Origin of the sequence: Rhizobium sp. BR 317 (assembly GCF_047445835.1) — a bacterium.
Classification (GTDB): Bacteria; Pseudomonadota; Alphaproteobacteria; order Rhizobiales; family Rhizobiaceae; genus Rhizobium; species Rhizobium paranaense.
Genome location: NZ_JARWLB010000002.1, coordinates 429,164 through 441,740, shown reverse-complemented (window position 1 = coordinate 441,740; position 12,577 = coordinate 429,164). Strand labels below are relative to the sequence as shown.

Sequence of the window (12,577 nt, the reverse complement as noted above, 5' to 3'; positions counted from 1 at the left end):
TGACCGTCGCGCTGACGCCTTCCTCGCGACATGGTGTGTGCAGATGTGCTAATTCGATGATGTCGTCGTTAGATGGTTCCATCTCTTTTCGAGAAAGCGCGTTCATCATGACATCTGCCTTCATCTCCCATCTTCAATCCGAAATCGCCAGTCTGAAGGAGGCAGGCCTCTATAAGTCCGAGCGGATCATCACATCCAAGCAGGCGGGCGAGATCGCCGTGGCTGGCGGCGAGCGGGTGCTGAACTTCTGTGCCAACAACTATCTCGGGCTCGCCGACAACGAGGAACTGGCCGAGGCTGCGAAGAAGGCACTTGATCGCTATGGTTATGGCATGGCCTCGGTGCGCTTCATCTGCGGGACGCAGGAGGAGCATAAGCAGCTCGAGGCAAGGATATCGGCCTTTTTGGGCATGGAGGATACCATCCTCTATTCCTCCTGCTTCGATGCCAATGGCGGACTGTTCGAGACGCTGTTGTCGGAGGAGGACGCCATCATCTCCGACGCGCTGAACCACGCCTCGATCATCGACGGCGTGCGCCTCTCCAAGGCGAAACGCTTTCGCTACGCCAACAATGACATGGCGGCTTTGGAGGAGGAGCTGAAGAAGGCGGAGGGCAGCCGATTCAAGCTGATCGCTACCGATGGCGTTTTCTCCATGGATGGCATCATCGCCAATCTCGAGGGCGTCTGCGATCTTGCCGAAAAATATGGCGCAATGGTCATGGTCGATGACAGCCATGCCGTCGGCTTTGTCGGCGATCACGGTCGCGGCTCGCCGGAACATTGCGGTGTCGAGGGCAGGGTCGATATTATCACCGGTACGCTTGGCAAGGCGCTCGGCGGTGCATCGGGAGGCTACACTTCGGCCAAGGCTGAGATCGTCGATTGGCTGCGCCAGCGTTCGCGCCCCTATCTTTTCTCCAATACCCTGGCTCCGGTTATCGCGGCCGCCTCGTTGAAGGTCTTCGAGCTGATCCAAAACGGCAGCGATCTGCGCGACCGACTCCGTGGTAATACGGAGTTTTTCCGTAGTGAAATGACCAAGCTCGGTTTCACTTTGGCGGGCGCCGATCACCCGATCATTCCCGTCATGCTCGGCGATGCGAAGCTGGCGCAGGAGATGGCGGCGCTGATGCTGAAAAAGGGCGTCTACGTCATCGGCTTCTCCTTCCCGGTCGTGCCGAAGGGCCAGGCGCGCATCCGCACGCAGATGTCGGCGGCGCATTCGAAAGCCGATGTCGAGCGCGCGATTGCCGCTTTCGCTGAGGCGGGACGTGAACTCGGAATCATTTGAATCGGATGGAGACGACAGCTCATGTCGAACATGATGAAGGCGCTGGTCAAATCGAAGCCGGAAGTCGGGCTATGGATGGAGCATGTTCCGGTTCCCGAGGTTGGGCCGAATGATGTGCTGATCCGGGTCAAAAAATCGGCGATCTGCGGCACGGATGTGCATATTTGGAATTGGGACCAATGGGCGCAGAAGACCATTCCGGTGCCGATGGTCGTCGGTCATGAATTCTGTGGCGAAATTGCCGAGATCGGCTCGGCGGTCACGAAATATCACGTCGGCGAGCGCGTTTCCGGCGAGGGACATATCGTTTGCGGCAAGTGCCGCAACTGCCGGGCGGGCAGGGGGCATCTCTGCCGCAATACGCAGGGTGTCGGCGTCAACCGTCCGGGCTCCTTCGGTGAATTCGTCTGCATTCCGGAAAGCAACGTGGTGCCGATCCCCGACGATATCCCGGATGAGGTGGCGGCGATCTTCGATCCTTTCGGCAATGCGGTACACACTGCACTTTCCTTCGATCTGGTGGGCGAGGATGTGCTGGTCACCGGCGCGGGGCCGATCGGCATCATGGGCGCCATGGTCGCCAAGCGTTCCGGCGCCCGCAAGGTGGTCATCACCGATATCAATCCCAACCGGCTGGCGCTCGCCCGCAAGCTCGGTATCGAGCATGTTGTCGATGCTTCAAAAGAAAATCTTGCCGATGTGATGAAGTCTATCGGCATGACCGAAGGTTTCGATGTCGGTCTGGAAATGTCGGGTGCAGCCCCCGCCTTCCGCGACATGATCGACAAGATGAACAATGGCGGCAAGATCGCCATTCTTGGCATCGCGCCGGCCGGCTTCGAGATCGACTGGAACAAGGTGATTTTCAAGATGCTCAATCTGAAAGGCATCTACGGCCGCGAGATGTTCGAGACCTGGTATAAGATGATCGCCTTCGTTCAGGGCGGGCTCGACGTCTCGCCGGTCATTACCCACCGTATCGGAATCGATGATTTCCGCGATGGCTTCGAAGCCATGCGTTCCGGTAACTCCGGCAAGGTGGTGATGGACTGGATTTGAGCAAAATTGTGGCCCGATCGCATCAATATTGCCGCGAACTGCGGAAATACGGGTGGTTTCATAGACCTGCCCTTGTCATCGCACGGGGACTTCCTAAATACGGGAAGCAATCGTTTCTGGGCGTGTTGGGCCTGTGGATAAGGCTTTTTCACGATTTTAACAGGCTTTTTTGCTGGAAAAGCTTGACGAGAACAAAAATTGTAGGAATCACCGTTTGTCCTCGGAAAAACGGTGAACTGGGTCAGGCGGATCACATATACCATGGCCGGAATTCCAAACGCAATCCAGCTTTGCTGTTCGGAGCCGGCGATCGTGGTTAATCAGGCATTAAAGGTCATTCCGTTAGGTGTTTGTCGGTGATTCGGGGCTGGCGCGAAGCGCGCCGGGCCAGAGCGGTCATTCACCGCGTGTAGTTTAAGCGTCAGGGAAAGCGACGATATAGAGATGGCAACCAAGGTCAAAGAGAACGAAGAAGCTGAAGTCGAACGCGACGGCGCCTCGGATGGCCCGCTTCTCGATCTTTCCGACGACGCGGTCAAAAAGATGATCAAGGCCGCGAAGAAGCGCGGCTATGTGACGATGGACGAGCTTAACGCCGTTCTGCCGTCCGAAGAAGTGACGTCGGAGCAGATCGAAGACACGATGGCTATGCTCTCCGATATGGGCATCAACGTCATCGAAGACGAGGATGTCGAAGAGGCGGGCGCGGCAGCCAGTGGCGGCGACGACGACGATTCCAGCAGCGACGAGGATGGCGAAGGCGGCGAGCTTGCGCCTTCCGGCGGTTCAGCGCTTGCAACCACCAAGAAGAAAGAGCCGACCGATCGCACCGACGATCCCGTGCGCATGTATCTGCGCGAGATGGGTTCCGTCGAACTGCTGTCGCGCGAAGGCGAAATCGCGATAGCCAAGCGCATCGAGGCCGGCCGCGAAACCATGATCGGCGGTCTTTGTGAGAGCCCGTTGACGTTCCAGGCGCTGATCATCTGGCGCGACGAACTCAACGAAGGCACCACGCTGCTCCGCGAAATCATCGACCTCGAAACGACCTATTCCGGTCCCGAGGCCAAGGCTGCGCCGCAGTTCCAGAGCCCGGAAAAGATCGAGGCGGACCGCAAGGCCGCTGAAGAGAAGGAAAAGGCCCGCCGTGGCCGTTCCTCCGGCGACGACGACATCACCGATGTCGGCGGCGAAGGCATGCCGATCGAGGAGGAGGAAGAGGACGAGGACGAATCCAGCCTCTCGCTCGCCGCGATGGAAGCTGAGCTTCGTCCGCAGGTCATGCTGACGCTCGATACGATCGCCGAGACCTACAAGAAGCTACGCAAGCTGCAGGACCAGCAGGTCGAGCAGCGCCTGTCGGCTTCCGGCACGCTGTCTTCCGCACAGGAGCGCCGCTACAAGGAACTCAAGGATGAGCTAGTCAAGTCGGTCAAGTCTCTGTCGCTGAACCAGAACCGTATCGACGCTCTCGTCGAGCAGCTCTACGACATCAACAAGCGCCTTGTGCAGAACGAAGGCCGCCTGCTGCGTCTTGCCGAATCCTACGGCGTCAAGCGCGATAGCTTCCTGGAGCAGTATCAGGGCGCCGAGCTCGACCCGAACTGGATGAAGTCGATCGGCAATCTGGCCGCTCGCGGCTGGAAGGAATTCGCCAAGAGCGAAAACACCACGATCCGCGACATCCGCCAGGAAATTCAGAACCTTGCGACCGAAACCGGCATTTCGATCTCGGAATTCCGCCGCATCGTTCACATGGTTCAGAAGGGCGAGCGCGAAGCGCGTATCGCCAAGAAGGAAATGGTCGAAGCGAACCTGCGCCTCGTCATCTCCATCGCCAAGAAATACACCAACCGCGGTCTGCAGTTCCTCGACCTCATTCAGGAAGGCAATATCGGCCTGATGAAGGCGGTCGATAAGTTCGAATATCGCCGCGGCTACAAGTTCTCGACCTACGCCACATGGTGGATTCGTCAGGCGATCACCCGCTCGATCGCGGACCAGGCGCGCACGATCCGCATTCCGGTGCATATGATCGAAACGATCAACAAGATCGTTCGTACCTCGCGCCAGATGCTGCATGAAATCGGCCGCGAGCCGACGCCGGAAGAACTGGCCGAAAAGCTTGCCATGCCGCTTGAAAAAGTGCGCAAGGTGCTGAAGATTGCCAAGGAGCCGATCTCGCTCGAAACCCCGGTGGGTGACGAAGAAGATTCCCATCTCGGCGATTTCATCGAGGACAAGAATGCGCTGCTGCCGATCGACGCCGCCATTCAGGCGAATCTGCGCGAGACGACGACCCGCGTTCTGGCATCGCTGACGCCGCGCGAAGAGCGCGTGCTGCGCATGCGCTTCGGCATCGGCATGAACACCGACCATACGCTCGAAGAAGTCGGCCAGCAGTTCTCGGTTACCCGCGAACGTATCCGTCAGATCGAAGCCAAGGCGTTGCGCAAGCTGAAGCATCCGAGCCGCTCCAGAAAGCTGCGCTCGTTCCTCGATAGCTGAGGGATTTGCGCTGTTACGAGATCAGAACCCGGTTCGCGGAAGCGAGCCGGGTTTTTCGTTTTGTGAGATGCCGGCACCGCCGTTTCCCGGCGCGTTCTTCTAAAGGTGCGACGTTGTATGTTACCTTGTCGGGGGGCTTCCTCGAGGCTTTGCCTGGGATCACGCAGGTTTGTTTTCCGGGCACTGCGGAGCTGTGGTCAGACTGACAGCCTGCAATTTTCCGGCTGCCTCTTTCTGGCCTTGATGTTTAACACCATATGTCGGGAATCTGGGCATCGTGGGATGTCGTTTGTTCGGTAAGGTTTGGATGAAATTGTTGAGCGCTTCTCCGTCTGCCCTGCGTCGTCAGCCTTGCGGCCGCTGACCGATGGAGCGCGTCGCCGAACAGCGGAAGCCGGATGAGCGTCGATGGGGACTGATCCCTTCGATCCTGCTGCATATCCTGTTTTTCGCGGCGCTTTTCTTGCTGCCGGTGGTGGCGATGCCGATACCGCAGCCGGAAGACAGCATCAATGTCGAGATGGTGCCGCAGCCCAAGGAGCAGGCACAAAATGCTGCGAAGCCACAGGAGCAGCGATCCGGCCGCGTGCCGACGCCGACGCCCAGGCCTGATCAGAAGGATACTTCGAAGGAAAAGGCAGCATCTGCCGATAAAACAGAGGGCGAGCAGACCGCCGACAAGCTGAGCGACGAGAGCAAGACGAAGACCGAGAAGGCTCCCGATCCGAATGCGCAAGACCAGAACGCCAAATCGCAAGAGCCGGCGCAGGCGGATAAGCCTGCCGATGTAAAGGCCGATCAGCCGTCACCGGCCACGCAGCAAGCTGACGCGCAGCCGCAGCCGAGTGATACGCCGTCGCCGACACCGGCTGATGATCAGGCGAAGCCGCAAGACCAGACGCAGGCGCGGCAGCAAGACCAGACGCCGCCCAACTCCGATCCGGCAACAGAGGCGCAGAAGCAGGACCAGACACCGCCGACCAGGGACGCGAACACCCAGCCGCAACAGCAAACTGCTGATCAACCGGCGCTGGATGCTTCGGCCGCGCAAGCTGCGGCGGAGGCCAACGTGCAGCCGAAGACAGATGTGACGCCGTCCCCAAGCGATGCCGCTTCACAGCAGCAACAGGCACAGGAGGCGGCAAAGACCGACGCGGAGGCGAAGGCCGCCAAGCCAGATGCTGCAACATCTGCGACCGATCCGAATTCCAGTGATCCAGCGTCAATGCCGACGCCGCAGGAGCTGGCGACGGACCAGGCGTCCGATACCCAGGTTGCGGAGCCGGATAAACCTTCGACGGATCAAGCAGGAACGCAGGCGGATCAAAAAGACGGAGCGGCGTCTGATCCCATTGCGGGACAAGCGAAGACCGCCGAAGGGCAGGTAGATCAGAATGCCCAACAGCAGGCCGCGGCCGATCCCAAGGTCGCCCCGGATGTCGCCGTTCCGACGACCGGCGGCGCACAGCCACAGCAACAATCGCAGGATCAATCGATCTCCGGCGCCGCTAGCGACCCAACGGCTGGAACCACATTCGTTCCCGAGCCTCAACCTCGACCGCAGCAGCGGTCGCCGGCGGACGGTACACAACAGGCATCGACATCCGATCCGTCGCAGACGCAACAAAAGCCGGTGGACAAAACCGGCGGCCAACAGGGCAAAGTCATCCAGGCCAAGCGCTTCTACTCCGGCACGGAAATAGCGCGCATGTCAAAGGACGAGTTGGACGCCTGGAAAAAACTCCCGCGGCGCGACCGTGTGCGGATGCTTTGCAACAACGAGCAAAAGCAGCAGTACTGGCATGATTTGAATGCCTATGGTCTCAATTTCATCAATTCTGCGCTCTCACCTAATATGTACATCTATACTGGCATCTATGGCGATGGCGTTGCCGTTCAAACACCCAAGGGATGGCAACAGGTCCAATTCAAATGTCAGGTTGATGACGATGCCTTGAAAGTTGTCGCTTTCTCCTATGCCATCAAAGGTCGCATCCCCGTCAGTCGGCTGGAGAAACTGGGCGTTCCCAGCAATTGAATGACAACACTCGCCTCGTCAGCTTGAAACAATAGTTTATTCCCATGCCCGATCGAAATTCGGCCAATTTCATCATACAATTCACTGTATCTATCTGATTCAATGTCCTCCCTTTGCATCGCACAATTCTAATGACATCGATCACAGCCGATTCCAAATCCATGGCCGCTGGCCATTCAACGCTGCGTGGCGTCCTCGTGGCATTCGCATCCTATGCCGTTTATGCGTTCAGTGACGCGTCGATCAAGCTATTGCATGGGACGCTGCCGTCCTATGAAGTGGCCTTCATCGGCTCGCTGTTTGGCTTTGCGGCCATTCCATTCCTGAAGGGGCGCGGGGATGGTTGGATGGATGTCGTCAAGACGACGAACCGGCCGTTGTGGATGCTGCGTTTCGCCTGTGGCGCGATCGGCACCATATGTTCGATCATAGCTTTCACCAAGCTGCCGATGGCAGAGGCTTTCGCGCTGCTCTTCCTCCTGCCGTCCTTCGTCACTATTCTTTCTGTCGTCTTCCTCAAGGAGGATGTGCGCTGGCAGCGTTGGACCGCGGTCATCCTCGGTTTTGTCGGCGTGCTCATCGTGCTGCGGCCGGGCTTTCGCGAGCTTTCGATCGGCCATCTCTGCGCGGCGATCGGCGGCTTGAGCGGGGCCGTCTCGATCATCATCAATCGCGCACTCGGCTCGAAGGAGAAGCGCATCTCGCTTTATGGTGCGGTGTTGTTCGGCACGCTCATCGTCAGTGGATTGCTGATGCTGCAGGAGATGACGTGGCCAGCGGCGTGGCAATGGATACTCCTCGCGAGCTACGGCCTTCTCGGCGCTGTTGGCACCGTTCTGCTGATGAGCGCGGCGCAGTTGGCTCCCGCCAATCTCGTCGCGCCGCCGCAATACAGCCAAATGATTTGGGCGATCGGTTTCGGTTATCTGCTGTTCAATGACAGCATCGATCTAGCGATGGCGCTCGGTATCGTCCTCATCATCTTTTCCGGCCTGCTGACGCTGGCGCGTGAGCGCAAACGCGGCACACCCTTGCCGGCGGCCGTTGTTGCGGCCAACACCCAAGGCGCCTTTGCGGCTGAGACATCAGATAGATGATGTGGCTCGCCTGCGATCCCATCGCGCGTCACCCGAATGAGTGGGGATTAGGTTTATTGTCGCCATGAGGTGACAAGCCTATGGTTGTTAAGCGCGACCTGTATTGACGGGACGGGGCCCGAAACGCCGGGGTGGCGGCGCGTAATTCCGAAAACTGGGATGGTTTTTCCAGGGCTTACGCGTGGATCAAACCGTTACTGCGTCATCTGCCTGCTCGTCTCAATGGATGCGCGACGCAGCGGAGGAGGTGTGGGATGACCACTTATATCGTTCTGCTCAATTGGACCGACCAAGGAGTGCGTAGCGTAAAGGAATCGCCGCGGCGGCTGGATGCTGCCAAGAAGCAGCTCCAGGATATGGGCGGTTCGTTTAAGCAATTTTTCCTGACCATGGGCGATCACGACATGGTCGCCGTCTGCGAGGCGCCCGATGACGCGGTGATGGCGCGCTTCGCCTTGACGCTTGGGATGGGCGGCAACGTGCGCTCGCGCACGCTGAAGGCTTTTCCCGAGGCCGCTTATCGCGAAATCATGGCGTCCTTGGGATAGTGTTGGGGGCGATTTTGTCACTGTTGAAACCCGGTCAGCGGCGGCTGACCGGGTATATGGAAGATGTGGCCAGCCGTGTCGCCATTGACCGCAGCGGCCGACTTCGAAAAGATGTCGGCGGATGAACAGAATGGCGTTGAGACATGGAAAAGCCCTGCCTCTTTGGCGCAGACTATAGCGTCTACGTGCGAATTGCGCGGCTTGCGCTTCTCGAGAAAGGCGTCGAGCACGAGAGGGTGCCGATCGACATTTTCGCTGAGGGCGGGCCGTCGGCATCCTATCTGGAGCGGCATCCATTCGGCCGCATTCCGGCCTTCGAGCACGGTGATTTTCGGCTCTATGAAACGGCTGCGATCACACGCTATGTCGATGAGGCATTCGATGGGCCGCGCCTTCAGCCTGTTGCGCCTCGTCAGCGGGCACGGATGAACCAGATCGTCAGCATTGCCGACGGATATCTCTATCCTCATCTGGTCTGGGGCGTTTGCGTGGAACGGGTCTCGAAGCCGGCAAAGGGCATCGCCGCCGATGAAGAGCGGATTGCGGCGAGCCTTGCCAAAGCTGCCATCGGCCTTGCCGCTCTTTCCGATCTGATCGGCGACGGTCCCTGGTTGTGCGGCCCGGAGTTGACGCTTGCCGATCTCTATGTGGCACCAATGTTCGACTATTTTCTCATGGCGCCGGAGGGGCGGGAAATGATCGAGCATCATCCGAAGCTGGCGGCATGGTGGTCGTGTATCGTTGCCCGGCCGAGTGTTGGGATGACGGGTTTCAGCAAGCCGGGCGGGCGGCGCGCATGAGGTCCAGCCAGTTCAGGATGCTTCGCTCTTCCGTTGCTGGTGTTGAAGCCGTGGCGGCGGAGACCGGACATAGCTTTCCCAAGCATACGCATGATCAGTTCGGCATCGGCGTCATCGAGCGCGGCGCGCAGGTGTCGCTGAGCGGGCGTGGCGTGGTACGGGCTGAAGCCGGCGACATCATCACTCTCAATCCGAACGAGGTGCATGACGGCATGCCGGTTGGGGAGAGCCGAGCGTGGTCGATGCTCTATTTCGATCCGCGGCTGGTGGGAGATCTTCTGGGCGATATCGGCGAAGGGGGCAGCGGCGAGGGGGAGTTTCCTTCTCCCGTCCTTCGAAACGGACAAGCTGCGGTGCGGTTCAAAGCACTGTTTTCGACGGTGACCGGCCAGGATGGCCCGGAAGCTGCGTTGCGGCGAGATGGACTGTTGTTATCGATTGTCGCGGACGTGATGCGCGAACAGCGGCAAGCGGATGAGGGTACCAATGTTCCCGCCGCAATCAGGCGTGCCCGCGATCTCATCGATGACGATCCGGCAGCATCGGTGACGCTGGCCGATCTCGCCGAGGCAAGCGGGCTCAGCCGTTTCCAGCTCCTGCGCGGTTTTGCCAAGGCAACGGGGCTGACACCGCACGCCTACCTGCTTCAGCGTCGCATCCTTCGGGCACGGGGGCTGATCGCCGCTGGCATGCCCCTGGCGGAAGCGGCTTTTGCCAGCGGATTTGCCGATCAAAGCCATATGACTCGGATCTTCGTGCGCAATTTCGGCGTCTCGCCACGCATCTACGCCGACACGAAGCGCTGAAGGCATCTGCAATTTCGTTCAAGACCGGCCGCCGGCTTCGGGTTTTTCTTCTGCTCCAAATCAGAACCGCAGAAGGAAAAGCCATGTATTTCCACCATTCGAATGAGATGTGGAACGAATTCCCCGATCTGGTCGCCGGCGCACTCTTCGTGGAAGGAGTCACCGCGAATGTGGGCGTCACCGATCGTCTCGCGACGTTCCATGCGATCGCCGAGGAACGGCTGGCGGGCAGTCCGGAAGGTGAGATGCCGGAGATCCAAGCCTGGCGGCGCACCTTCTCGAAAATGGGGCTGAAGCCGACGCAATATCGCTGTGCTTCCGAGGCTTTGCTCAGGCGATTCCGCCAGGAAAAATCGCTGCCGCAGTTGCATCCGCTCGTCGATCTCTGCAACGCCATCTCGATCGCTTTCGCCATTCCCATTGCCGTCTTCGATCTTGCGAAAATTTCCGGCGATCTCGAAGTCAGGCACGCGACGGGCAGAGAGACCTATCTGACCTTCGCCGGCGAAACAGAGCATCCAGAGCTGCGCGAGGTGATCTTTGCCGATGGTGCCGGTCAGGCGCATGCGCGGCGCTGGACCAACCGTCAAAGCGGTCTTTCCGCCGTTCGCGAGGATACGCGATCCGTGCTGATCGTCGCCGAGGCTATGCACGAGGCGGCCAGCAGTGATGTGCCGAAATTGATCGCGACCCTTGCGGCAGAACTCGCCGCCGTGTGGTCGGTCCAAGCCAGGACAAAGGTGCTCAGTTGCTCTTCACCACGATTTGATCTGTAGATCTTAGTATTTGCCGGCAAATGGCCGATCAGAAACAAAAATGCGGTTGACAAGCGCGGCATTCGGGCAGAGCAGGGGAACCCAATAGATATTTCATATTGCTCATAAATCTTGCTCTGGGCGCGGCGTCCGGAGCTGAAGAAAGACATATGGACACCCTGCAAAGCCAAGACCGGGCAAGCGTGCTCGGCCATCCCGGATATCGTTCCTTCGCTGCCTCTCGCGTCTTTTCCTCGATCGGTTTCCAGTCGGTCACGGTCGCCATGGGTTGGATGATCTACGATCAGACGCATAGCGCCTTCTTCCTTGGCCTGGTCGGCTTCTGCCAATTTTTGCCGATGGTCATCCTGACCTTCATCGTCGGTCATGTTGCCGACCGGTTCGACCGCCGGCGCATCGGCCTGGTCTGCCAGTTGGTCGAAGCCTTGACCGCGCTGGTGCTTGCCGTCGCCGTCTGGCAGCATTGGATCGGCCCGGCTGGCATCCTCGCTGCAGTCGCCGTCATGGGCGCCGCCACCGCCTTCGAACGCCCTACCATGGCCGCTCTGTTGCCCAATATCGTGCCGCCATTGATGTTACAGATGGCGATCGCGACCTCCACGTCGATGATGCAGACCGCCTTCATCATCGGTCCATCGCTCGGTGGCCTGCTCTATGGCGTCAGTCCGATCGCGCCTTTCGCGGTATCCGCCGTGCTGTATGTCATCGCGAGCCTCAATGTCATTTCGATCCGCGTCGAACGAAAGCAGCCGTCGTCACGCGAGCCCGTGACATTGAGTTCGGTCTTTGCCGGCGTCTCCTTTATCCGGAGTAGGCCGGTAATGATGGGCACGATCTCGCTCGATCTTTTCGCCGTGCTGCTCGGCGGCGCCACGGCGCTATTGCCGATGTTCGCGCGGGATATCCTGCATGCCGGACCATGGGGGCTCGGACTTCTGCGTGCCGCACCTGCAATCGGTGCTTTGGTCATGTCGATCTGGCTGGCGCGTCGGCCTCTGCAGACGGATGCTGGCAAGAAAATGCTGCTCGCAGTTTTCGTTTTTGGCGTTGCCACCGTCGTCTTCGCGCTTTCGACCAACATCATCCTTTCCGTCGCAGCGCTGCTTATCGTMKGCGCGTCGGATACGGTCAGCGTCGTCGTGCGCAGTTCGCTGGTGCAGCTCCTGACGCCGGACAATATGCGCGGCCGCGTCAATGCCGTGAATTCCCTGTTCATCGGCACGTCCAACCAACTCGGCGAATTTGAATCCGGCATGCTCGCCAGCGCGCTCGGCCCGGTTCTTACCGGTATCGTCGGCGGCATCGGCACAATCGCGGTCGTACTGCTCTGGATGCGGATTTTTCCCGATTTGACCAAGGTGAAGACACTCAAGGGGTGAGGCGGCTTCGCTCATGGATCGTCCGGGATTTTATCCAGCCCGGCATCTCGCTGAAGGTGGGCACTGATTGACAGGATACTTTGGCGTCCGGCCTCCTTGTCGGCGAGCTGCTTTCGCACAGAAGCAAATGCCCGGAGCATTCGGCCGAGCCACTTTTGGGCGCGACGCATCGGAGTGAATATATGAATGTTTCTCATCTATTATAAGCTCCATGTTCTTATGACATAGAGGAATGCGCCTACGTATTTGCGATGTATAATGAAGCCTTCGT

At 59.1% G+C, this 12,577-nt stretch carries 10 protein-coding genes; all 10 read left to right on the top strand.

All coding sequences use genetic code 11. The features are described from left to right. Positions 1 to 107: 107 nt before the first annotated feature. The 10 genes from QD357_RS04745 to QD357_RS04700 all read left to right on the top strand — a co-directional run bounded on the left by QD357_RS04745 (position 108) and on the right by QD357_RS04700 (position 12,306). Positions 108 to 1,295 (top strand): glycine C-acetyltransferase, encoded by a 1,188-nt coding sequence (locus QD357_RS04745; RefSeq protein ID WP_107108607.1) that lies wholly within the window; start codon positions 108 to 110, stop codon positions 1,293 to 1,295. Positions 1,296 to 1,316: 21 nt separating this feature from the next. Further along, positions 1,317 to 2,354, top strand: coding sequence for an L-threonine 3-dehydrogenase (gene tdh, locus QD357_RS04740; protein ID WP_107108606.1), 1,038 nt, complete (start codon positions 1,317 to 1,319; stop codon positions 2,352 to 2,354). A 444-nt stretch (positions 2,355 to 2,798) separates the two neighbouring features. Beyond that, complete coding sequence (gene rpoD / locus QD357_RS04735) at positions 2,799 to 4,862, top strand: RNA polymerase sigma factor RpoD (RefSeq protein WP_107108605.1); 2,064 nt, start codon at positions 2,799 to 2,801, stop codon at positions 4,860 to 4,862. Between the two features lie 367 nt (positions 4,863 to 5,229). Beyond that, positions 5,230 to 6,900: a DUF930 domain-containing protein gene (locus tag QD357_RS04730; protein ID WP_107108604.1), complete on the top strand. Its 1,671-nt coding sequence runs from the start codon at positions 5,230 to 5,232 to the stop codon at positions 6,898 to 6,900. A gap of 131 nt (positions 6,901 to 7,031) precedes the next feature. Next, positions 7,032 to 7,997, top strand: a complete 966-nt coding sequence (locus tag QD357_RS04725; RefSeq protein WP_107108603.1) for a DMT family transporter — start codon at positions 7,032 to 7,034, stop codon at positions 7,995 to 7,997. 254 nt (positions 7,998 to 8,251) lie between these two features. Then, a complete protein-coding gene (locus tag QD357_RS04720; RefSeq protein WP_107108602.1) occupies positions 8,252 to 8,545 on the top strand; it encodes a GYD domain-containing protein in 294 nt (97 codons plus the stop codon). 143 nt (positions 8,546 to 8,688) lie between these two features. Beyond that, a complete protein-coding gene (locus QD357_RS04715; protein ID WP_107108601.1) occupies positions 8,689 to 9,345 on the top strand; it encodes a glutathione S-transferase family protein in 657 nt (218 codons plus the stop codon). Beyond that, a complete protein-coding gene (locus QD357_RS04710; protein WP_107108600.1) occupies positions 9,342 to 10,151 on the top strand; it encodes an AraC family transcriptional regulator in 810 nt (269 codons plus the stop codon). The genes QD357_RS04715 and QD357_RS04710 overlap by 4 nt, the downstream gene beginning before the upstream one ends. Positions 10,152 to 10,234: 83 nt before the next feature. Next, positions 10,235 to 10,927 carry a B3/4 domain-containing protein gene (locus QD357_RS04705; RefSeq protein ID WP_107108599.1) on the top strand — a complete coding sequence of 231 codons (693 nt, stop codon included), beginning with the start codon at positions 10,235 to 10,237 and terminating at the stop codon, positions 10,925 to 10,927. A 149-nt stretch (positions 10,928 to 11,076) separates the two neighbouring features. Next, the gene (locus tag QD357_RS04700; RefSeq protein ID WP_414124074.1) at positions 11,077 to 12,306 is read left to right on the top strand and encodes an MFS transporter; all 1,230 of its coding nucleotides are present in this window, start codon (positions 11,077 to 11,079) and stop codon (positions 12,304 to 12,306) included. The last annotated feature ends 271 nt before the right edge of the window (positions 12,307 to 12,577 follow it).